Raw genomic sequence first — 22,598 nt, 5'->3', positions numbered from 1 at the left:
AATGTATCTAATGACGCAGTCTCAGACAGGGTTGTTGTTTTTTGTAGGGGCTATTGTAGCAGCGTTGCTCTATTTACTTCAGCCTGTGCTTACGCCGTTTGTTGTAGGTATTGGCATCGCCTACTTGGCAGATCCCTTTGCTGATCGTTTAGAAGCCAGAGGATGTAGCAGAACAATTGCAACGATAATTGTATTTGTAGTGTTAATTTTGGTGTTGGCGGCCATAATATTGGTTGTTGTGCCTTTGATGATTAAGCAGATTCAGACCTTAGTACAAATGATACCCACTATTGAGGTCTGGTATAATGCCGCTTTGTTACCGTGGTTGCAGTCAAATTTAGGTGTAGATGTTAAAAGCATGAACTTAGACCTAGTTACTGAAGGACTCTCTGCTGAGTGGAAACAAACAGGCGGGGTAATTTCTCGCGTGGTTCAATATGCTACACAATCGAGTATGAGTTTAATTTCTACCCTAGGCTCTATGGCCATGGTTCCTGTGGTGGCATTTTATATGTTGAGGGATTTTGATCTTCTTACAGCGCGCATCAAGGCTTTGTTGCCCATTAGCGCTCAACCCCGTGTTAGTGCGCTGGCGTCAGAGAGTAATGATGTTTTGGGCGCATTTATGAGAGGCCAGCTGCTAGTCATGTTTAGTTTGGGCGTAATATATGCACTAGGGCTTAGTGCGGTGGGCTTAAATTACGCATTATTAATTGGTATATTGGCTGGCCTAGCCAGTATTGTGCCTTACTTAGGTTTTGTTGTTGGTATTGCAGTCGCCATGGTTATTGCCTTTTTTCAGTTTGACGGGTACGTGCCACTTACTCTCGTGGTTGCAGTGTTTGTTATAGGGCAAATGGTAGAGAGCTTTGTACTAACTCCACTTCTTGTAGGTGATCGTATTGGCTTGCATCCAGTGGCTGTCATATTTGCAATTTTAGCAGGTGGTCAATTATTTGGGTTTATGGGTATTTTGTTAGCTTTGCCAATCGCTGCTGTGATTATGGTATTGTTGCGCAATCTTCATGAGGGCTATATCAAAAGCTCATTGTATGGTCAGCGGGATAGTGAATGACGTCTAATGTTGTAACCAACACATTTGGGCAGCGTGGCTCTGAGCAACTTATGTTAGGTGTCACTTTAAATGCTCAGCAACAGTTGAGTAACTTTAGCTTTAGTGGTGCACCCGCATTGCCTCCAACGCTAGATCAGCTGATGCTCAATGAGCAGGCTGACAGTGTTTATGTATTTGGTGCTCAAGGTGTGGGTAAAAGCCATGTATTGCAAGGCTGCGTGCTTAAAGCTCAAGAAATGGGTCAGGAAGCGGTCTACATAAGCTGCAGTGAGTTAATGCAAATACCAGCGCGTCAAGCCAATGATTATCTAGTGGGCTTAGAGCATAATTTTTTAGTATGTGTTGACGATATAGATTGCTTGGTTGCTGATAGTCACTGGGCACAGGCCTGGTTTCATTTGTACAATAGGTTAATGCAGCAAGGTAATCACCTTGTGATGTCAGCTAAATCAAACCCTAGAACAATAAACTGCTCACTTAACGATTTGCGCTCGAGATTACAGTTAGCTAATGTTTTTCAATTAAATGCCTTGGATGAAGTGGCCAGTAGGCAATTATTAAAAGCTAAAGCTAAGCAAAAAGGTTTGCAATTAACGGACGAGCAAGTGGCCTATATTTTTTCACGAAGCCCACGGGGCCTGACGAATGTGTTGGCAGTTTTAGATTTATTAGACTCAGCCTCTTGGCTAGAGAAGAGACGGATCACTATTCCGTTTATCAAGCAGGTCATGGCGTGGTAGGACAAAGAAAGAGTTTACAAAAAAAAGGAAGAAGAACATGTTAGGGCGTTTAAAAATGGGTTTAACAGTGGGTTTGACACTAAGCTTAACAATGTTAAGTGCATGTTCGAGTGCACCTATTGCATCGTCTACTGACGTTAGCTCAGATCCTAGAGATCCGTATGAAAATTTTAACCGCAAGGTCTATGCATTGAACGATGTAGTAGACCAGAAAATTTTGCTGCCAGTAGTTAACGTTTACGAAGACGTCACACCCAGTGTAGTAACTAAAGGTGTGAGTAACTTTTTTTCAAACTTAAGTGAAATGAGTAACTTTTTAAACCACAGTTTGCAACTTAAGCCTAAAAAAGCTGCCAAGGATGTTGGCCGCTTAGTAATTAATAGCACCCTAGGTTTAGGAGGTGTTATCGACGTGGCCTCTAATCTAGGGATCTATCAAGAGCCAGAGGATTTTGGCCAAACCCTAGGCTACTGGGGTGTTAGCTCAGGCCCCTATATGGTTTTACCTCTCCTTGGCCCTAGTACATTAAGAGACACCAGTGCCATAGTGATTGATATAAGCGCCAGCCCCATTCGCCGTTATGACCCAGTTGCAAATAATTTCTATATATCTGTTTTGCAAGTGATAGACCTTAGGTACCAGCTGGGTAACTTTGACTCATTGATGAGCGGAGACCCTTATACTTTTATTCGTGAGGCCTACTTGCAGCGTAGAGAACACCTTATTAAAGATGGTGCTCCGCCTGATGATGACGATTTTGATGATTTTTAACACCTACGACTAAGGTTGTACTTGTCAGCAGGGCTTAAAGAGCATATTGTTGCGATATTAGGCCGACAACTATAGGCCTGGAGTAAGTTTTACTATGGAACCTGACGTCAGTCAGATCCTGATCGTTGCTAACGATCTCGACCTTAAACATAAAATCACCCAACATTATGCGTCACGTCGTTTTCATGTGACTGCAACTAACGACCCGCTCCACGCATTGGACTTTTTTACCAATGCAGTGGTGAGTTTGGTATTGTTTCAATATAGCCCGAAAGAACCTACGCTAACCGCCTTATTGCAAGATATGCTGGAAAAATGTGCTGAAGTTCCTTTAATTGTGCTCACCCAAATTGACTCGGCCCAAAGCGTTACTAATATGCTGCGTTTAGGTGCGACTGATGTATTTAATTTGCCTTTAGATACGTTTTTTGAGTTAGATCAAAGCGTTATGCGTCATGTAAAGCGGTCTGCGTTACTTTATGAAAATCTACAGTACCGCCAAGAGTTAGAAGTGGTTCATCGCCAAGTGAATAAAAACCTTGCCGAACTGCAACAAGACCAGATAGCTGGGCGTTTAATTCAACAACGGATGATGCCTCCAGAAGAATGCAGCATTAATGGCTTAAGTATGCATCGGTACATGAAGTCCTCACTCTATTTAAGTGGAGACTTTATTGACTATATTCGTTTGGATGACAATCGCGTTTTATTTTACCTGGCTGATGTTTCAGGTCATGGCGCATCATCAGCCTTCCTATCTGTTTTACTTAAAAATATTACTAATCGCCTTACTCGGGAACACCTTGAGTCTGATGCGAATGGCTTAATCTCACCTGCGACTGTTGTGGCCCAAATCAATAGTGAATTACTTGATTTTGATATTGATAAACACATGACCGTTTTTATGGGAATGTTGGACCGAAGCAACCATATGCTCACCTACTGTGTGGGTGGACACCTCCCTATGCCGCTACTATCGCAGAATAATGAAGTGAACTATTTGTCTGGTTTAGGCAGTGGCTTGCCTGTTGGATTATTTGACGATGCGCAGTACACAGACCTAACGCAGCAATTAGAGGCAGACTTCAACTTGTTACTAAGCTCGGATGGTATTTTTGAAATATTGCCATCGGATCAAATTGCAGATAAAGAAGAACAATTGCGCACTATTTTGCAACAATCGGGCAGTCGGTTACAAGGATTAGTAGAGGCTTTAAATATTAATAGCCTTGATGCTGTTCCAGATGACATTGCCTTACTGAGCATCTGTGGAGAAGCATATGTTTAAAGGCCGCATTATAGTTGCAGACCATGACGGCACTCATGTGGTTAAATTTTTGGGTGATGTGAGATTAACCTTATGCCCAGCATTAGATCAATACCTTGATAACATTTTTAATAGCAGCTACTTTAAAACCATTCTTATAGATTTAACAGAAACCCAAGGGATTGATTCTACTACCCTTGGTATGTTGGCTAAGATGTCGATCCGTATGAAGAAAAAAGTGGGGTTCGTACCCACTGTGGTATCCATCAATGACAATATAACCCGGGTGTTGATGAGTATGGGTTTTGATAAAGTGTTTGTTTTGGTTAAACACTTAGAGGAAGAAGCAGAACCCATGCAAGAATTAGCACAAGGTGAATTTTCAGACCTTACAGTGCAGCAAAAAGTGCTCGAAGCCCATCGAACCTTGATGGGCATGAACCAAAAAAACCACCAAGAATTTAAAAACTTGGTAGATGTACTAGAGCATCAGTGCCTTATTTAATTTAACCCAGTAATGCCTCTAACTTTTCTTGATCTCTGGTGAAATTGCGAATACCCTCAGCTAGCTTCTCTGTCGCCATAGCATCTTCATTATGCATCCAACGGAAGTCTGCTTGGTTAAGGCTCATCTTAGCCTGTGCTGTTAAAGCTTTTTTGCTGTCTAATTGTTGAACGAGCACGCCAGTGTCCTCAGCCAAATCCTGCATTAGGGCAGGGCTGATGGTTAATCGGTCACACCCAGCTAATTGTTCAATTTCTTGTGTGTTTCTAAAGCTAGCCCCCATCACTACAGTGTTGTAGCCATGTTGCTTGTAATAGTGGTAAATTTTACTTACCGAAATAACACCGGGGTCTTCTGCAGGAGCAAAACTGTCCACCTTCATTGCAGCTTTGTGCCAATCCATAATACGGCCTACAAACGGTGATATTAAGTAAACACCGGCTTCTGCGCAAGCAATAGCTTGGGCAAAACTAAATAATAACGTTAGGTTGCAGTTGATACCTTGCTCTTCAAGTTTTTTGCCTGCCTGAATGCCTTCCCATGTGGAGGCTATCTTAATTAATACGCGGTCTTTACTCACACCCTGCTGATGGTATAAATCAATAATTTTAAGGGCTCGGGTAACGGTTGCGTCTGTGTCGAAAGACAGACGAGAATCGACCTCTGTAGAAATACGACCAGGCACAGCACTAAGAATCTCTTTGCCAATGGCGACTGCTAGGTAATCACAGGTATTATCCATCTGCACACGGGCATTGCCACCTTGCGCTGTTGCCCATTGCTTGGCCTCAGTTAACAGGTGCGCATATTGGGGCATTTGTGCCGCTTTTAATACCAAAGAGGGATTAGTGGTTGCGTCTTGTGGCTGATATTGTTTAATGGCGTCTAAGTCACCAGTATCAGCAACTACAGTAGTCATAGATTTGAGTTGTTGCAGTTTGTTCATTGTTGATGTGTTATCTCTGTTATTGGTGTTGGCATTGTTTCAATTAAGCCTAACGCATCATACATCACTTGAATGCTAGCGTTTTGGCCATGAATATTATCACTAATATGGCGTCGTAGGGCGCGGGCACCCGGTATTCCTTGAAAAAGGCCCATAATATGTCCACTCATGTGGTGTAAAGAGGTGCCTTGTTCATGTCGTTGTTGCATATAAGCAAAGTACTTAAGGGCCGCTTCGTGACGCGCTGGCGCAGTCAGGCTGCTGTCATAGAACTGTTGGTCTACTTGGGTGAGTAGGGCGCTATTATGGTTGGCAGCACGGCCTAGCATAACACCATCTACATGAGTTAAATGCTGATGGCAATCAGCAATAGTGTCAATGCCACCATTGATGATAATTTCCAAATGAGGGAAGTCAGCTTTTAAACGATACACCTTGTCATATTGCAGTGGAGGAATCTCGCGATTTTGTTTAGGTGACAAACCCTTTAAGATTGCATTGCGAGCATGCACTATAAAGGTCTCACAACCACTGTGGCTCACTTGCGCTACAAAGCCTGCCAATAGATCATAATCATCTATGTCATCAATACCAATGCGGTGTTTAATAGTAACGGGAATAGCCACTGCTTCAATCATCGCCTGCATACAATCAGTGACACGTGTTGGATGTGCCATAAGGCATGCACCAATCATATTGTTTTGTACCTTGTCGCTCGGGCAGCCTACGTTAAGGTTAATTTCATCGTAGCCATAGTCTTCGCCAATGCGCGCGCATTGAGCTAATTCATCTATATTACTGCCGCCTAACTGCAAAGCTAGTGGGTGCTCTTGATCGGTATAACTCAACAGGTAGTCTTGATCGCCATTAAGGATGGCGCCTGTTGTAATCATTTCTGTGTACAACAGGGCATGGTTGCTCAATAATCGAGCTAAGTATCGAAAATGTCTATCTGTGACGTCGATCATAGGAGCCACGCTAAAGCGTCGATCTAAATCAGTTTTTTCATGTAATGGTATGGGTTTTGTGCTCATGTTTAATAGCCCCTGCAACGATCTACAAGACCACTTGGGTTTTTGTTATCGATGATAGCTTGCAGGGTATTGCCTATTTTCTTTACACAGGGTGGGTATTCAGATTGCGCAGAGCTGTGGGGTGTCATCATCACTTTAGGGTGCTGCCAAAGTTGATGTTCTTTAGGTAAAGGCTCTTGTTCAAACACATCAATCACAGCTCCACGCAAGTGATTTTCATCAAGTAACTCTAGCAAATCTTCCACTACCAAATGTTGTCCTCGGCCTGCATTTATTACAACAGAGCCCCTTGGCAATTGACTCATATTGTGGCGATTTAAAATGCCTTGGGTGTCAGGTGTGAGAGGCAGCAAACAGCACAGTGCATCGGTACGCTTAAGAAAACCCTCAAGTTCTTCAGCACCTGCATAACTTGAGACACCCTGCAGCTGCTTTTTATTTCGACTCCAACCTGCTACATCAAAACCATAACTTTGAAGGTGTTGTGCCAGTTGAGCGCCCAGTTGCCCCAAACCTAAGATGCCAACGCTAAAAGTAGATGCCGGTTTAAAGGGCAGAACTTGCCACTGCTTTTGTTGTTTCTGCTGCTGATAGCGGTCCATATCTCTATAGTAATGCAGTAAAAAATAGCTAAAATACTGGTTCATCTGTGCCGCCATACCGCCGTCTTCAATGCGGTATATTTCAACATGCTTAGGCACTGCAGGATTACTTAATAGTGCATCCACACCGGCACCCAAATTAAACAAAGTTGTTAAGTTGGGAAAGCGTTCAAAGAAGGCCTGTGTGGGTTTCCAAACAATGCCGTATTTAACGTGTTCTGGATTAGCAATGTGTTGCCAGTCTTGTACATTTAAATGGGGAAATTGACGACTAAATTCTAGCAACCAAGGTTCTGTAGATTCATATGAGGTATATAAAGCGCAGGTTGTCACTAGCTTACCATCCATTTAATTAATATAAAGCTTACAAGGCCTACTACAATGGTTGTTAGCAAGTGTTGTCGCCAAAACCCAACACCGGCTGCTACTAGCCCTGCCCAAAAATAAGGGTTTGCTAAACTTAGGTCTAAGTCACCTTCAGGCATCAGTATAAGGGGTGCAATAATTGCACTTAATACGACTGGCGGCACATAACCTAGGGCCTGCTTAAACCAAAGTGGAAAACGAATGCGCCCAGCCATGGCAAACATTACATAGCGCACAGAGAATGTAACAAGGGCCATACCTGCAATCATCATGGTTTCATTCATGGTTTGGTACTCCTTGCTTTAGTGCTGGTGTTGGTGGTTTTAACCCCTGAACTTGTAGTTGCTGGGTTGGCTGCTTTTGCAAGCTGTATTCGCAGTTGAACCTGCTGGCTAGCATAGCCGATACAAATACCAGATAGTGCAGCAACGACAAGGCCTAGTTGGTTAGGCAGCTCACGTAGAATAATAGCAAAGGTAGCTGCACTTATTACGGCTAGCCACATAGGTTTATTACGTAAATATGGAATGACAATTCCTAGAAAAGTTACTGACATTGCAAAATCTAAGCCCCAGTTAGTCATGTCTGGAAATAGTTCACCCAAACCAATACCCAGCCAAGTACATAGCTGCCAGTTACTATACATGGCCACAATAGAACCCAAAAAGAACCAATGGGCTCGGTTTGTATCTGTGTGGCCTAAATAGCGGCCATTAACCACAGCAAAGGATTCGTCTGTTAAACCAAAAGCTAACAGCGCTCGCCACCCGTGAGATAAGTGACTTACTTTATCGACCAAGGCTGTGGCATAGAGAAGATGCCTTAAGTTCACTACAAAGGTTGTGGCTATAATAATGATGGGGCCTACGCCAGTAGCTAGCAGCCCCAAAGCAATAAACTGCGAGGAACCCGCATAGACAAAAAGTGACATAGCCATGGCACCCCAGATAGACAAACCGCTAGATTCTGCCAAAGTACCAAAGATAATGCCAAAAGGAATAGCGCCCACAATCATGGGGATAGTGGCTTTTGCTCCCTGAATAAACTCGGCACTGTTAGAGGGTGATGTGGCACTGAGTTGATCGAGAGAATTTGACATAATGATGCTTGGTTGTTGTTACATTTTCTTAGTTGCACTTAAGGTAAATTTTTTAAGTCCACGCGCCCACACTAGGGGGCAGACCTAAAGTGGTTGTCTGTGTCCTTGTATTATAGCCTTAATAGGGTGTGGAGTAGAACAATTTTAAACCCAGTTACGCTTTTGTTTAGGATAGATAGGGCTATCCTTTTGGCGCAACATGGTCTGGCGCATGAGTGACCAATAGCCCTTGTAAAAATAACCTCCATTACGTTGTAAAATTAATTGGCGATGTGTTTGCCAATGCCCATTGACCATAAACCAAGGCAACTGAGGGAACTCATGGTGCACTTGGTGCAGGTTCACATTCATAAACAATAATCGAGTAAACCAAGAACCCTCTACTATTGCGCAGCGCCTGTGGTTATTAGGCCCAGGCCTATGCTCTGCATATGAGCGCATCAAGGTAAGGCTCAACCCAGGCCAAACGCACATAACAACATACTGCCACCAAATTACCCCCTGGTGGCTAAGCCAAAGTATTAAGCTAACCATTAATGCTAGGTGTAAAGCCCAGTTGCGCCAATGGTATAGGCCACCTTTAGATACTTCTTTTAGTTGTGTTACTAGGAAAAGCCCCACAACTAGCCACGGGCCAATCATCATGCGACCTAAAAAGGTGTAATTTAAATGCCATAATAAGCGTATTGGTGGGCTCATTGCGTGCCAACTCTCAGGCCAGTGGTAATAGCTTTCTGGGTCTAATCCAGGGTCGGTAAGTGTGTCAGCCCTATGGTGGAGTCGGTGATCATCACGGTACTTAAAATAGGGTATCCAAAGGCTTAAAGGCAACCAGCCCAGGGCGTCATTAAACCAGCCCCAAGGTGTAGGATGGCCGTGCAATAATTCGTGTTGCACACTGCCATGTAAACATAATATAACGGCCGCAAGAGGAGACACTAGCCACCATGAAAGTTCTGTAGCATTGCTCATAAGCACACCCCAACTGCCATACACACAAACTATTAAAGCCCATGTAGGCCAACCTTGGCGCTGCCAAGTAGAGCGACAGATTGGTGCAGTTGGAGTGTGTGGCATTACGCATTATTCTAAGGTTGATTATCCATGGAGGACAAGATAGCCTAGGTATTAATTTGCGACAATGAGTGTTTTTGCTTCACTTATACATTTTTGTTGTTTTAACAACACAAATGTTGATTTTGCAATCAATTGCCTAAAGTTAATAATAAGTTATGGACAGTAAAGAACGCATTTTTCGTGTAGATAGTTTTCGTCAACGGCTTATAGAGGTTATGTCTCGTACAGGCATTAAAAGCGCCGGCTTAGCCCAAGCAATAGGTGTGGATAGGTCAACCTTATCCCAGCTATTAGCTGAAGAAAACGATCGATTACCCCGAGTAGATACGCTTATGGCTATTGCTTCTAAACTACAAATTAGTGTTGATTGGCTCCTTGGACTAACTGGCGAGTCTCGCTCTGGTGCTGAAATTTTAAGTCAATCCTTGCAGTTAACTCCCAGTTCACCATTACCTTCTGGCGCTAGCTTGCGCCTTTGGCATAAAGAAGCAATGGGGACCAAAATTCGTTACGTGCCGGCTAATTTGCCAGATTTTGTTAAAACTGAAGCTGTGTTAGCGTGTGAATATGGTCTGTTTGAAAACATCAGTTTAGAACAGGTGATTGATACCACTAAGGAGCGTTATTACGAGGTTCAACAACCTGGGTGTGATATGGAAATATGTTTGTCTACGCAGAAAATGATGGGTTTTGCACGGGGTGAAGGTTTGTGGTGTACCCTAAGCCTTCAAGATCGCTGCCAGCAATTGGAATGGTTTGCTCAGTTGGTGGATGAGCTTTATCCTAAATTACGAGTTTATTTGTTTAATGAAAGCCGCAATTACGCTTCGCCCTATACTATATTTGGTGCTAAACGCAGTGCTGTGTATATGGGCCACATGTACTTTGTATTTAACACCAGTGAGCATGTGCAAACCTTAATAGGTCATTTTGATGGGTTAATTAGAGGCGCAGAGGTTCAGGCTCACGAGCTTAAACCTTGGATAAGGCACCTGCTAAATGAGGTTAGAGAGCGTTAGATGGCTTTAATTTGTGCGTACCCTATGTACCAAATGCCTGAATTAGAACGCTGTATTGATGCATGGTGGCAGGGCGTTTATAGGCACCTTATAAAGCAAGATTCAAACTTAAATTTAGTGATCACACTACCTAAGCGACTCACCCAGCCTAAGAACTATTATGCCCATTGGCGAGATGATCAGCTGCTTCTAAGCCAAACCTGCGGCTTCCCCTTAACCCATGATTTACTAGGACAGGTGCAATATGTTGCTACGCAAAGTTATCAAACACCTTTTAACCATGGGCCAACTTACACTAGTGTGGTTTTGGTGCGCAACACAGATACGGTCCTGCACATAAAGGACCTATTTCAAACTCGTATTGCAGTGAATAGTGACGACTCTCAATCTGGCTACCATGCGTTACGGGGCTTAATTGCCCCTTTGGCCCAAGGTGAAGCCTTTTTTTCAGAGGTCGTTAGATCATTGTCGCACAGAAAAAGTATGGCTTTAGTAGTGGAAGGGCGGGCAGATGCCTGTGCTGTGGATTGTGTCACCTATAGTCTGCTGCAAGCTCATGCGCCATTAGAAATTGCCAACCTACGCATTCTAGCCACTACGCCAAGTGCGCCGTGTTTGCCCTACATTACTAGTTTATCAACACCACCAGAAGTACTAGCCACACTGCAACTGGGTTTAATATCTGCAGCCTTAGACCCCACTTTACAAAGCGTAAGAAACCGATTATTGATGGGGCCAGTTTCAATTTTGACAGGCCCTAAGCCTTACCAAGAAATAGCACGCCAAGCCAGCAAAGCAGACGCCTTGGGTTATAAAGCGCTAATTTAAAGCGATACATAACATCACCTATAGCAGGGCACGACCTAACTTCTTTTTCTGCTGGCCATCTTGGGATATGGAAGCTAGGTTGAATGTTTGTATACAGTATTGCGTGACACACCAAGCTGACGAGCAGCGAGTGCAACATTGCCGTTACAGTCACGCATTACTTTCCGAATATTAATGCAATTAGATTCTTTAGAAAAGTTCCCTAAGCATTTGTCACAGGGGGTTAACTCTAACGCATGGATACCTAAAATGCGTGTGACACCTTCGGCCCTAATAACACCCTCATGATGTTGAGTTGATAGCGTTCGCAAACTCCAATCTAGGTCATAAAGATTTTTAATGGTAGCATTATTTCCAAGCTCATCCACAGCGTCTTTTGATAGAGAATGCTGAGATGAGATGCTTTTCAGCATGGCATAACTCAGATGATGTAGATCAGAACGGTTTTTAAGTTTGGGTAAAAAAAGTGAAAAACCTGAAAGGCGATCCATTAGGTTTTTATGCGCCCCATTAAAAATTGTATTGAAATCATCAGTTTCTGTGCTGCTTAAAATGGTCCACTTGAGTTCGGATGGCGAAAGGTTTCTTTGGTGAAGAAAACGGTTTAATAATGAGCTTAGGGTAGGTGCAGCATCAGTGGGTAGGAGGTCTATTCTATCAAAATAAAGTGTACCCCCTTTGCTTGGATCAATAGTGGCGTGCTGCACAGCACCATCATGAATCGGACTACCTATTTTGGCGGCGAGTCGACTTTCAATGGAATCTACGTTTGCGTTTGAACAGTCAAAAACAATAAAATTTTGTTCTTCGTTCACATGAGCATGAATTTCTTCAGCGATGGTGTTTTTCCCTGTTCCTGGCCCACCGATGATCATTATTGGCAAGCCGTTTTGAGCAGATTTTTGGCCCAACCGAAGATTTTGCCTCACGCCTTCATCTACAAAAACACGGCGTGCAATAACCTGTTCTGTGGGCTTTTTAAGATGGTAAACCGATTCTGTTGGCAAAAAGATTTTTGTCGTTGATGGTTTCGTTTGCGCCAGAAAAGTGGGTACCAGAACAGCGAAATATTCATTTTCAAACCAGTCTTTAATCTGGATAGTCTCATTATTTAAAATATGTTTGAGTATCGGTTCAAATCGACCCATAAAAATATCCGAGTAAAAGATATCACTTCCTGACAATAGAGCTTTAAATAATTCTCTTGTTCTGCTATTTGTTCCCATCACTTGGCCATCAGGACCTAACGCTATCATTCCAACATTTTTTGTTGTCAAGAATGCTCGGCGTGGGTGAAGTTTGATGATGATTTCGTTTACATGGGCGTGAAAAAAAATTTGGTCTTCTACGTTCTGTGCTGCAATATTGGCTAGGGCTGTGGTGTGGACTAAATGAGTTGTTACTTCTGAAGAAATATCGATCGCAGCAACCAATTTTCCAACACTATCAAATATGGGGGCCGCCATACACGAAAGGCCAGCATCGCTCTTAAAGAAGTGCTCTTGGCCTGAAACAAGGCACGATTTACCAGTGAATATAGCTGTACCAAAACCATTGGTCCCGCGTATATTCTCCGCCCAGATGGATCCAAGAGGCATGCAGCTCCTAAACTCTTCATCAATAATGACATCAAGAACCACACCGTCTGCATCTGCAGCGCCTATCAAAAAGTTTGGCCCAGCCATTTGGGTTGAAAGGAGTTCTAGTTCAGGCCTAATAAAACGCATCACAGAGTCTAGCTTTTCAGTGCGGTGGTGAAGGTCTGTATTTGAAACAACGTAGTTTTTTGGATTACTTAAAGGGTCTAAGCCAATATTTAAGGTGCGTTGCCAGCTATTTGCGATAACACTAGGTAGTGTGGATTGGTTAACAGTTCCAACTTCCTCTAAATCCGATCGGGACTTTAATAATGTTGGGCTCACACTTTTTCTCCAAAAACTTAAATATGCAAAAATTTTTTATAAACGCTCGGCTAATATATATCATTTAAACCAAATTTACATTTATATCTTTATTTTGTCCATTTTTTTAACACCTAAATATTCATTTTGTTATTTTTTTGAACATAATTCGGGTTGCGTTATCAATTAATGTTTAATTTTGATCATTTTAAAGATTAAACTGTATAACTCAACATGCTTACGATAATCGTAACCTAGAGGGTACAAAACAGCATAACTTGGTATTAAATGGTTTTTGCTAACGTGGGCTGTGAAACCTCAAATAGAAACGAATAGGCTATTACCTTCAGCGATACCAGACTTGGTTTAAAAAAAGGCAATGGTTGGTGCTTTTATGTGGTGATTTTAACGTGTTGCCTGAGCAATAATCTTTTTCAGCGTTTATTTTATGCCAGAAAACGTTGTGGAATTTACTTAAAATAGTTAGTAAACTTAAGCCAGCTTTTACCTCAAAGTAAAGAATCCCCTATGCTGGTCGATGACATTCATACTCTTGTTTCCCCCCAGTGGTTAAATAGCCACATTGATGATGCTAATTTAAAGCTCATAGATGCGTCTTGGTACCTACCTGACATGCAACGCAATGCACACAGCGAGTACAGTGCCTTGCACATTCCAGGAGCGCTATTTTTTGATATTGATACCCTCTGTGATAACACGTCTGATTTGCCCCATATGGCGCCATCCACAGAGGTGTTTACTCAGTGGCTGTGTGCTATGGGTATAAGTAATTCACACCAAGTGGTGGTGTATGACGGCATGGGATTATTTTCTGCAGCACGGGTATGGTGGCTTTTTAAGTTAATGGGCTTAGATAATGTGGCTGTGCTTGACGGTGGCCTACCAAAATGGATCTCTCAGGGGCGAAAACATACTAACGAAGCCACTCAGCCTGAGTTCTGCCAGTCGGTTAAGTGTGTTCAACGGCTAATAATGAGGGACATAACTCAAGTTTTGGCAGCTGTAAGGTCTAAGAAGTATGAAATTATAGACGCAAGAGCGCCGGGGCGATTTTTAGGAATAGAGCCAGAGCCCCGCAAAGGGTTGCGGGCTGGACATATACCCGGATCAAAAAATGTGTTTTTTAAAACACTTTTGCATGATGACAATACTATGAAAAGCCCAGATGATCTGCGTGTTGTTTTTGAAGCTGCGGGTGTTGATATGAGTATGCCAGTGATTACTAGTTGTGGATCAGGAATTACAGCGGCTATTGTAAACCTAGCACTGGCACATACAGGCAGCAATAATCATTTCTTATATGATGGCAGTTGGGCCGAATGGGGAATGAGCCAAACGTTGCCTATTGACATAGCGTAGTTGCCTATGGAGGCCTATGCAAAGGCCCAAATTAGCCTCGTTATAAGCGATTAGCCCCAAATATGTTTGTTTTTTCTAATGTGGGGTCCATTTTCTGTTGCAACCGCATTGGTGTTACTTGATGCCCTAGGTTTAACTGCTGATAATGCTCTTTGCTGGGGTGGCTGGCCTTTACGCACAAAATTTAAAATGGATACTGGTACTACTTTTCTCACAGTAAAGCCGTCAATTTCTTTGCGATTTATAATGTGATTTAAGCGGCTTTCAATGGCGCATAAGTTTTTAAAATCACCCCAGGCCACAAACGAGATGGCTTCCCCAGTTTCACCCGCACGGCCTGTACGGCCAATTCGGTGGATGTATTCTTCTGGCTTAAACGGCAAGTCATAGTTAACCACGCGGCTGAGATTGCCAATATCAATGCCTCGCGCAGCCACACCTGTGGCAACTAAATATTTTAATTTTCCAGACTTGAAATCAGCCAAAATCTTCTCACGCGATGCTTGGCTTTTATCACCATGAATAGCGTCAGCAACTATGCTACGCTTTGCTAGCTGGTCTACTAGTTTGGCAGCGCCATGTTTTTTCTCAATAAAAATGAGTGCTTGATCCCACTCTTGATGCTTAATCAAGTGGCTGAGTAAGGCAGATTTTTTGTCTTTATCTGTGGTAATCAGCCATTGATTTATGTTGGGTGCAGTAATGGTTTTTGGTGAGATAAACAGCTCAACAGCGGGTCTAGCCATTGCACCATCAGAAAAGTTATCAGCCAGATCAAGCACTTCTTCGCTTAAAGTGGCAGAAAACATTAAGTTTTGGCGTGCTTCTGGCAAACGTTCAATGATTTTATTGATCTCTGCTCCAAAACCCATATCTACCATTCTGTCTGCTTCATCTAATACCAATACTTCAAGTTCATCAAAGTATAGTGCGCGCTGGTGGGCTAAATCGAGCAGCCTACCAGGTGTGGCCACTAAAATATCTATGCCTTCTATTAACTGCTGCTTTTGTGGCTCAGTATCAATGCCACCATAGACTGCCATAGAGCTCAATTTTAGATGTTTACTATACTGGGCAACATTAGCTGCAACTTGCACAGCTAATTCCCTCGTAGGGGTAAGTATGACCGCGCGTATACGTTTACCGCGTAATAAACGGTCTTTATTAAACACCTGTAAAATCGGTAGAACAAACGCAGCTGTTTTGCCTGTGCCAGTTTGAGCGGTAGCAATGAGGTCTTTGCCAGAAATAATAATAGGAATTGCTTCGCTCTGAATAGGAGTTGGGGCTGTATAACCTAAGTCTTCAATCGCTTGTAAAATAGGCTTACACAGTCCAAGGTTTGAAAATGGCATAGAGCCTCGCATAGGTTGTGGTCAATAAACTAATGACTATTATAGCAGTAAGGGTTTAGGTTACGATGCCTTGATTATATTTAGTTTTGATTTAGTGCCTATTAAAAATATGGCTTTGCGACTTAACCCGACTAGGCCCACTTAAACAAAACTGTAACACTTGGGTTTACAGTTATTGCTAGATCTGGCGAGCCCCTTGTGTCGTCGTTGTTGTTATTAAAACGTTAAGGTTCGTATCCCAAAGTGACAAACACCGCGCTGTACCATAGGTTTTTATTGGCAGTAAGCGCATTAATTGCAATAAAAAAGTAGTTACAAGCGTTTATTCTGGTGTTTTCCTATCACTTCACTTATATTGTATACAATATTATGTACAATTTAAGCGAAACTTGAATGACTCAAACATACCCCCGAGACTTAGTCGGCTATAATGGTAAGCCACCTAAAGTAGAATGGCCCAATAAAGCTCGCATTGCTTTATCTTTTGTTCTTAATTATGAAGAAGGCAGTGAACGTTGTGTACTGCATGGTGATGATGAGTCTGAAGCGTTTTTATCTGAAATTATTGGTGTGCAGCCCTACCAAGGTGTGCGCCACCCAAGTATGGAATCTATATACGAATACGGCAGCCGTGCTGGTGTTTGGCGTATTTTAAATTTGTTTAAAAAGCACGAGGTGCCCTTGACCATTTTTGCCGTTGCTATGGCAGCTCAACGGCACCCGTACCTAGTGCAAGAAATGCACTCGCGTGGACACGAAATATGCAGCCATGGTTTACGTTGGATTGATTACCAATATATGGACCCTGAACTAGAGCGTAAGCACATGCTTGAGGCTATTGCTATATTGACCCAAGTAACGGGTGAGCGCCCTTTAGGTTGGTATACAGGGCGTAACAGCCCAAATACTCGTGATCTAGTAATAGAAGAGGGCGGCTTTGCTTATGATTCTGATGATTATAGTGACGATCTGCCGTTTTGGAGTCGTGGCACCAGCGGTGAAGGTAAACCGCATTTAGTTATTCCTTATACCTTAGACACCAATGATATGCGCTTTGCCACGCCACAAGGGTTTCACACTAGTGAACAGTTCTTCCAATATTTAAAAGATGCGTTTGATGTGCTTTATGAAGAAGGCATTACTGAACCCAAGATGCTATCGATTGGTATGCATTGCCGCTTGTTGGGCCGGCCTGCAAGGCTTAAGGGTATTCAACGCTTCTTAGAGTATGTGGCCCAGTTTGATGATGTTTGGTGTGCTCGACGCATCGATATTGCCCGTCATTGGCAGCAATATCACCCTGCACCTGATGTTTTTAACAAAATCAAAGAGTAATATTGATATGACGTTGTTAGCCACATGCACTCCTAGTCAAATGACTCGTGAGGCCTTTGTTGAACACTTTAAAGACCTTTATGAACACTCGCCATGGGTTGCAGAACGTGTGTTTGATTCAGGTTTGTCTGCCAATTTAGATGAGCCCCAAGCTCTGCTTGCTGCTTTTGGGAAAGTGATGTTAGCTGCAAACCAAAACATGCAACGGGCGCTTATTTGTGCACACCCAGATCTTGCTGGCAAAGCCGCCATTCATGGTGAGCTTACCGCAGCTTCTGCCTCTGAGCAGGCCGGTGCAGGTATCAGTCAATGCAGCCAGACAGAGTTTGCTCATTTTATGCAATTAAATGAAGCGTATAAAACCAAATTTAACTTTCCCTTTATTAAGGCAGTAAAGGGCAGTAATCGGCATCAAATTTTAGCAGCATTTGAAACGCGTATGCATCACAGTATAGATACTGAATTTGCCCAAGCACTCATTGAAATTAATAAAATTGCCAGTTTCAGAATGGCTGATATGTAATCTGCATTGAGCCATAGATTAATAGATTAACAGGATACACCATGACACACCCACAACGATCTAATAACCCTTATGTCCGGATGACCAACTTGGCTGATGCCCGGTTAGGGGCTGAAGCGATCCACTGCACAGATGATTTTTTTGCTGATATGAACCGTATGCTGCAAAACCACGAGCCAGTTTGGAAAGAAGGCGTTTATGACGACAACGGTAAGTGGATGGATGGCTGGGAATCTCGTCGTAAGCGCCAGCAGGGTCATGATCATTGCACAGTGCGGTTAGGTCTGCCTGGCCGCATTCGTGGCGTTAACATTGATACTAGCTTTTTTACTGGGAACTATGCGCCTAGCGTGTCTCTAGAAGCGTGTTACATGGCTAAAGGTGACCCGACAAATGAGACTAATTGGCAAGAAATTCAGCCTGCCTTAAACCTTAAAGGTGACAGTCACCATATTCAAACTATCGACTGTGATGAGGTGTTTAGTCATGTGCGTTTTCATATGTACCCAGACGGTGGTGTTGCTCGTTTACGGATTTATGGTGAAGTTGTTAAGGATTGGACAGCACAAACCTATGAGCTAGTAGACCTTGCAGCAATGGGTAATGGTGGGCGTGCGTTGCTATGCAGTAACGAACACTTTGGTACCATGGATAATATTTTAGCTCCAGGCCGAGGCATTAATATGGGTGATGGCTGGGAAACTGCACGCCGACGGATCCCAGGTTTCGACTGGGTAATTGTTGCCCTTGGTCATGCCGGCACTGTGAGCGAAATTGAGGTGGATACGGCTCACTTTAAAGGTAACTTTCCAGACTCCTGTTCTATCCAAGCTGCTTTTGTAGAAGGGGGCAGTGATGAGCAAATGGCAGCCCAAAGCTTATACTGGCCAGAACTATTACCCTCACAAAAACTGAGCATGCATCACGTCCACGGGTTCACTGAAAAAGTCGCCGCTTTAGGCCCGGTAACTCATGTACGATTAAATATTTTCCCAGATGGTGGTGTTTCTCGTCTGCGTATTAAGGGGCACATTGTTGCTGAAGGGGAAAGGTCCTAATGGTGACTTCAATACCGATCGAACCTTTAACGGCCCAGGCCTTTAAAGATTTTGGCGATGTGATAGAGGCTAATGAGGGCGATGGCTTTGGCATTAACCAAGGTTATACCTGGCGTCATCATAAGTTAGCTACGGTAGAGATGGATAACCCTGAAGATGATGCAATTATTAGTATTTTTAGTAGTAAGAGAAGGCCGTTGCCTATGGCAATTAATATGATGGAGCGTCATCCGTTAGGCAGTCAAGCATTTATGCCTTTAACCGACACTCCATTCTTAGTCGTGGTTGCTGAGGCAGGGCCAGAACCTAAATTGGCAGGCCTGCGCGCGTTTGTATCCAATGGAAAGCAGGGGGTTAACTACAGCTCTGGTGTATGGCATCACCCGTTATTAATTTTAGCACTAGAGCAAAATTTTTTGGTAGTAGACAGAACAGGCAAAGGCAATAATCTAAACGAAGTGTTCTTTGCAGAAGCGCAGTGTGGGCAGTTAAATGTTACCGACCTTATTAATAAGTTGGCGCGTTAAAATTAATAACAGTCATTAAATATAGAGAATAATTATGGAAGCTCATTTATTAGAATGGTTGCACCTAGCCATCCGCTGGGTGCATGTGATTGTAGGTATTGCTTGGATAGGAGCGTCTTTTTATTTTGTGTGGTTAGAAAATAATCTTGACCGGCAAGTTAAGAATCAAGAATTAGCTGGTGAGTTGTGGGCCATTCATGGCGGTGGTATTTATCACTTACAAAAATACAAGCTAGCCCCGGCGACCATGCCTAAGCATTTACACTGGTTTAAATGGGAAGCCTATAGCTCATGGATTTCTGGCGTACTACTTTTAAGTGTGGTGTATTACCTAAATGCAGCGACCTATTTAATGATGCCAGGCTCCTCTGTATCGCCAGAGATGGGGGTATTCATTGGTTTTGGTAGCCTGTTTGTGGGGTGGATTGTTTATGACCTTTTGTGTAAGAGCCCACTGCGTCATCAACCATTGGTGTTAGGGATAGCGTTGATGTTATTCCTAACGTTTGTGTCATGGGTTTTTAGCCAGTTTATGACCGGCCGTGCAGCTTATCTTCACGTTGGAGCAATAATAGGTACCATGATGGTGGGTAATGTATTCTTTGTTATTATGCCTGCTCAGAGAAACTTAGTAGGCGCCATAGAAGCACGTACCACGCCAGATCCAGCACTTCCTAAGAATGGATTGCTGCGCTCACGGCATAATAATTACCTCACTTTGCCAGTGATTTTTATCATGATTAGTAGCCATTTCCCCAGCACCTATGGGCATGAATGGAATTGGATCATTTTATTAGGCTTGTCTATTGTAAGTGTTGCTGTAAGGCATTACTTCAACACTCGTCATAACAGCCAACAGTTTTTGTGGGTATTACCTGCGGCAGTATTAGCTTTATTGGTGATGGCTTATGTAACGGTACCCAGCATTCCAAGTGCCAATGATAAAAGTGTGGTTGGTAATGCAGCGCAAAAAGTGTCTAACGTCACTGCAGACCAGGCTTTTGCAGTGGTAGCCACGCATTGTGCTGCTTGCCATGCTACTGCGCCTACTCACGCAGCGTTTGCAACAGCCCCTGCTGGGGTAATATTTGATTCTGTCAAAGACATTCAGCGACATAAAGACGGTATTTATTTACAATCTGTAGTGAGCAACATTATGCCCCTGGGCAACAGTACTGGCATGACCCAAGATGAGCGTGACTTATTAGGCCTGTGGATTACCCAAGGTGCCAAACTTAAATAAGGTCTGAACACTAACTAAGGATTGATTTCATGGGATTTTTAACCACACATGTATTGGACACAGCGCAGGGTGTGCCTGGTAGTAACATGTCTGTAAGCCTTTATCGGATTATCGATAACCAACGTCAGCTGCTAAGTCAGCAAATGACCAATAGCGATGGCCGCTGCGATAGCCCTTTGTTAAAGCATGACGATTTCACCGTGGGTATTTACGAACTTGAATTTGGTGTTGAAACCTACTTTACGCAGGCTAAAGTAGCTCAGCCAACCCCAGCTTTTTTAAGTGATGTTACCTTACGTTTTGGCATCGCCAATATAAGTGATCATTACCATGTGCCGCTACTGGTTTCACCATACAGTTATTCTACTTACCGAGGTAGTTAATAAAGTGTTAAAACCTTTGGTTAAAAAAGATGCTCCAATGGACGCCTATCGGCAGTTATTTGACGGCATCCTTTCTCAACGTCTTGCACCAGGCACTAAGCTTAATGAAGTGGAGTTAACGCTATTATTTAGCGTAAGCCGGACATTAATTAGGCAAGCGTTACAGCGTTTGCAGTTAGAACAAGTAGTAGAGATCCACAAAAACCGAGGTGCTTTTGTTGCTGCGCCAACACCAGAATTAGCCGAACAAATATTACTCGCTCGACACACTATTGAACTAGCTGTTGTAAAGTTAGCGTGTCAGCGCTGCACGGTGGCTGATGTGCAGCAATTGCAAAAGATGATAGACCTAGAACAAAGTGCCATAGACCAAGGTGATATGGCCACTGCATTGCGTCGCTCTGGCGAGTTTCATTTACAATTGGCCATTGTGGCTGGCAATCAGCCCTTTGTGCATGCTTTAAGAGGGTTGATATCCCAGACATCGTTAATTATCACTATGTACAGCCATGGCGGGGGTAACGCCTGTGCTAGAGATGAGCATAGCCAGTTATTAGAGGCTGTAAAACGGGGAGACGAGCAGCAAGGCCAGGAATTAATGGCTCATCATTTGGGCCATATCGCACAGGGCTGTGATTTCAATCATAGCCCTCAGGTGGCCAATGTGAAGGGCGCATTCGCACACCTTAACTCTTAAACTATGTTTATCTAGAGGCTTCTAGTTCAAGAACATGGCCATAGCGTGCCAATGTTTGTTCGTTAATGGTATACAGCGAATCCAACAGGTTCATATGCATGCTGCCTGGGCCTGAGGATTTATTGGCAGCCAATTCTGCTGCCACACCCATAGTGAGCAATGCTTGCACTGCCGCGTCAAATGCATCATGGTCTACGGCCATAAAACACGCCATAAATGCAGTTGTAGCACATCCCATGGCTGAGATACGGGTTTGCATTTGGTGGCCATTGGCAATCATAATAGTCTTCACGCCGTTAGTCACTAAATCAGTTTCACCAGTTTGAGCAACAACACACCCTTGTTGTAATGCCAGTTCTTGCGCTGCCATTGGGCTAGAGGTGCCTGCCAATGCCTTAATTTCCATCGCATTAGCCCTAATGACGTGGGGCCTAAACTGCAACAGTTCTATGGCATAGGCGCAACGTTTCTTTGAGGCGTGCACTGAAACAGGGTCTAAAACCCAAGGTTTTGAATAATCATTAGCGGCTTGAATAGCTGGGCGAATAGCAGCCCTGCGGTTGGCATCAAGTGTGCCTATGTTGACTACAAGGCTGTTAGTCACCGACACCAATTCGGTAATTTCTTCCACCCCTATAGTAAAACACGAGCCTGCGCCTACAGCTAAGATAACGTCTGAGGAAATGTCTTGTGCCACAGTGCTAGTAATACAGTGCACTCTTGAGCGTTTACGACCCAGTGCAGCAAGTGCTTCAGCAGCGCCTTTGGCATAATTAGTAGTGAGTTGGCTTTGGTGGGCACTCGTCGACAAGCTGTTGGGCATGGTCTTTCCTTGTTTGAAGTCAGATGTATCTAATTGACGAACA

General features: G+C 43.4%; 24 protein-coding genes. 15 read left to right on the top strand and 9 right to left on the bottom strand.

What is annotated here, in order from left to right; all coding sequences use genetic code 11:
• Window positions 1-10 precede the first annotated feature (10 nt).
• The 5 genes from ABXT60_RS07820 (at window position 11) to ABXT60_RS07800 (ending at window position 4,359) form a co-directional block, all read left to right on the top strand.
• Window positions 11-1,075 carry an AI-2E family transporter gene (locus ABXT60_RS07820; protein WP_443629595.1) on the top strand — a complete coding sequence of 355 codons (1,065 nt, stop codon included), beginning with the start codon at window positions 11-13 and terminating at the stop codon, window positions 1,073-1,075.
• Window positions 1,072-1,815, top strand: coding sequence for a DnaA regulatory inactivator Hda (hda, locus tag ABXT60_RS07815; RefSeq protein WP_443629594.1), 744 nt, complete (start codon window positions 1,072-1,074; stop codon window positions 1,813-1,815). Before ABXT60_RS07820 ends, hda begins: the two co-directional genes overlap by 4 nt.
• Window positions 1,816-1,852: 37 nt before the next feature.
• Window positions 1,853-2,587, top strand: coding sequence for an MlaA family lipoprotein (locus tag ABXT60_RS07810; RefSeq protein WP_443629593.1), 735 nt, complete (start codon window positions 1,853-1,855; stop codon window positions 2,585-2,587).
• A 94-nt stretch (window positions 2,588-2,681) separates the two neighbouring features.
• On the top strand, window positions 2,682-3,875 hold the full coding sequence (locus ABXT60_RS07805; protein ID WP_443629592.1) for a PP2C family protein-serine/threonine phosphatase: 1,194 nt from the start codon (window positions 2,682-2,684) through the stop codon (window positions 3,873-3,875).
• Window positions 3,868-4,359: an STAS domain-containing protein gene (locus ABXT60_RS07800; RefSeq protein WP_443629591.1), complete on the top strand. Its 492-nt coding sequence runs from the start codon at window positions 3,868-3,870 to the stop codon at window positions 4,357-4,359. The genes ABXT60_RS07805 and ABXT60_RS07800 overlap by 8 nt, the downstream gene beginning before the upstream one ends.
• A gap of 1 nt (window position 4,360) precedes the next feature.
• Here the strand turns inward: ABXT60_RS07800 and tal are convergent, their stop codons facing one another.
• The 6 genes from tal to ABXT60_RS07770 all read right to left on the bottom strand — a co-directional run bounded on the left by tal (window position 4,361) and on the right by ABXT60_RS07770 (window position 9,483).
• Window positions 4,361-5,305 carry a transaldolase gene (gene tal, locus ABXT60_RS07795; RefSeq protein WP_443629590.1) on the bottom strand — a complete coding sequence of 315 codons (945 nt, stop codon included), beginning with the start codon at window positions 5,303-5,305 and terminating at the stop codon, window positions 4,361-4,363.
• Window positions 5,302-6,339 (bottom strand): tRNA dihydrouridine(20/20a) synthase DusA, encoded by a 1,038-nt coding sequence (gene dusA / locus ABXT60_RS07790; RefSeq protein WP_443629589.1) that lies wholly within the window; start codon window positions 6,337-6,339, stop codon window positions 5,302-5,304. The genes tal and dusA overlap by 4 nt, the downstream gene beginning before the upstream one ends.
• A 2-nt stretch (window positions 6,340-6,341) precedes the next feature.
• Entirely contained in the window at window positions 6,342-7,274 is a 933-nt protein-coding gene (locus ABXT60_RS07785; protein WP_443629588.1) for a 2-hydroxyacid dehydrogenase, read from the bottom strand.
• Complete coding sequence (locus ABXT60_RS07780; protein ID WP_443629587.1) at window positions 7,274-7,591, bottom strand: AzlD domain-containing protein; 318 nt, start codon at window positions 7,589-7,591, stop codon at window positions 7,274-7,276. The genes ABXT60_RS07785 and ABXT60_RS07780 overlap by 1 nt, the downstream gene beginning before the upstream one ends.
• Complete coding sequence (locus ABXT60_RS07775; protein WP_443629586.1) at window positions 7,588-8,406, bottom strand: AzlC family ABC transporter permease; 819 nt, start codon at window positions 8,404-8,406, stop codon at window positions 7,588-7,590. Before ABXT60_RS07775 ends, ABXT60_RS07780 begins: the two co-directional genes overlap by 4 nt.
• 144 nt (window positions 8,407-8,550) lie before the next feature.
• Entirely contained in the window at window positions 8,551-9,483 is a 933-nt protein-coding gene (locus ABXT60_RS07770; protein ID WP_443629585.1) for a fatty acid desaturase, read from the bottom strand.
• Between the two features lie 155 nt (window positions 9,484-9,638).
• On the opposite strand from ABXT60_RS07770, the gene ABXT60_RS07765 reads away from it, so the two are divergent.
• Entirely contained in the window at window positions 9,639-10,502 is an 864-nt protein-coding gene (locus ABXT60_RS07765; RefSeq protein ID WP_443629584.1) for a helix-turn-helix domain-containing protein, read from the top strand.
• Window positions 10,503-11,330, top strand: coding sequence for a phosphate/phosphite/phosphonate ABC transporter substrate-binding protein (locus ABXT60_RS07760; protein ID WP_443629583.1), 828 nt, complete (start codon window positions 10,503-10,505; stop codon window positions 11,328-11,330).
• 74 nt (window positions 11,331-11,404) lie between these two features.
• Here ABXT60_RS07760 and ABXT60_RS07755 read toward each other — a convergent pair whose 3' ends face one another.
• On the bottom strand, window positions 11,405-13,057 hold the full coding sequence (locus ABXT60_RS07755; RefSeq protein WP_443632086.1) for a sigma-54-dependent Fis family transcriptional regulator: 1,653 nt from the start codon (window positions 13,055-13,057) through the stop codon (window positions 11,405-11,407).
• Window positions 13,058-13,759: 702 nt separating this feature from the next.
• Between ABXT60_RS07755 and sseA the strand changes: the two genes are divergently transcribed.
• Window positions 13,760-14,611, top strand: coding sequence for a 3-mercaptopyruvate sulfurtransferase (sseA, locus tag ABXT60_RS07750; protein WP_443629582.1), 852 nt, complete (start codon window positions 13,760-13,762; stop codon window positions 14,609-14,611).
• Window positions 14,612-14,661: 50 nt separating this feature from the next.
• On the opposite strand, the gene ABXT60_RS07745 is transcribed toward sseA, so the two are convergent.
• The gene (locus ABXT60_RS07745; protein WP_443629581.1) at window positions 14,662-15,966 is read right to left on the bottom strand and encodes a DEAD/DEAH box helicase; all 1,305 of its coding nucleotides are present in this window, start codon (window positions 15,964-15,966) and stop codon (window positions 14,662-14,664) included.
• Window positions 15,967-16,359: 393 nt separating this feature from the next.
• Between ABXT60_RS07745 and puuE the strand changes: the two genes are divergently transcribed.
• Genes puuE through ABXT60_RS07710 form a run of 7 tightly spaced genes read left to right on the top strand, consistent with a single transcriptional unit; the run spans window position 16,360 to window position 21,732 of the window.
• Window positions 16,360-17,301, top strand: a complete 942-nt coding sequence (puuE, locus tag ABXT60_RS07740; protein WP_443629580.1) for an allantoinase PuuE — start codon at window positions 16,360-16,362, stop codon at window positions 17,299-17,301.
• A 7-nt stretch (window positions 17,302-17,308) separates the two neighbouring features.
• Entirely contained in the window at window positions 17,309-17,824 is a 516-nt protein-coding gene (gene uraD / locus ABXT60_RS07735; protein WP_443629579.1) for a 2-oxo-4-hydroxy-4-carboxy-5-ureidoimidazoline decarboxylase, read from the top strand.
• 41 nt (window positions 17,825-17,865) lie between these two features.
• Entirely contained in the window at window positions 17,866-18,882 is a 1,017-nt protein-coding gene (alc, locus tag ABXT60_RS07730) for an allantoicase (protein WP_443629578.1), read from the top strand.
• The gene (locus ABXT60_RS07725) at window positions 18,882-19,409 is read left to right on the top strand and encodes an ureidoglycolate lyase (protein ID WP_443629577.1); all 528 of its coding nucleotides are present in this window, start codon (window positions 18,882-18,884) and stop codon (window positions 19,407-19,409) included. Before alc ends, ABXT60_RS07725 begins: the two co-directional genes overlap by 1 nt.
• A 34-nt stretch (window positions 19,410-19,443) precedes the next feature.
• On the top strand, window positions 19,444-20,652 hold the full coding sequence (locus ABXT60_RS07720) for a urate hydroxylase PuuD (protein WP_443629576.1): 1,209 nt from the start codon (window positions 19,444-19,446) through the stop codon (window positions 20,650-20,652).
• A 29-nt stretch (window positions 20,653-20,681) separates the two neighbouring features.
• Complete coding sequence (gene uraH / locus ABXT60_RS07715) at window positions 20,682-21,035, top strand: hydroxyisourate hydrolase (protein WP_443629575.1); 354 nt, start codon at window positions 20,682-20,684, stop codon at window positions 21,033-21,035.
• 4 nt (window positions 21,036-21,039) lie between these two features.
• Complete coding sequence (locus tag ABXT60_RS07710) at window positions 21,040-21,732, top strand: GntR family transcriptional regulator (protein WP_443629574.1); 693 nt, start codon at window positions 21,040-21,042, stop codon at window positions 21,730-21,732.
• 7 nt (window positions 21,733-21,739) lie between these two features.
• Here ABXT60_RS07710 and ABXT60_RS07705 read toward each other — a convergent pair whose 3' ends face one another.
• The gene (locus tag ABXT60_RS07705; RefSeq protein ID WP_443629573.1) at window positions 21,740-22,555 is read right to left on the bottom strand and encodes a hydroxyethylthiazole kinase; all 816 of its coding nucleotides are present in this window, start codon (window positions 22,553-22,555) and stop codon (window positions 21,740-21,742) included.
• Between the last annotated feature and the right edge of the window lie 43 nt (window positions 22,556-22,598).

Source organism: Candidatus Njordibacter sp. Uisw_056, from assembly GCF_047730085.1.
Taxonomy (GTDB): domain Bacteria; phylum Pseudomonadota; class Gammaproteobacteria; order Pseudomonadales; family Balneatricaceae; genus Njordibacter.
Note: the sequence above shows the minus strand (reverse complement) of the source record. Positions and strands in the feature narration are given on the sequence as shown.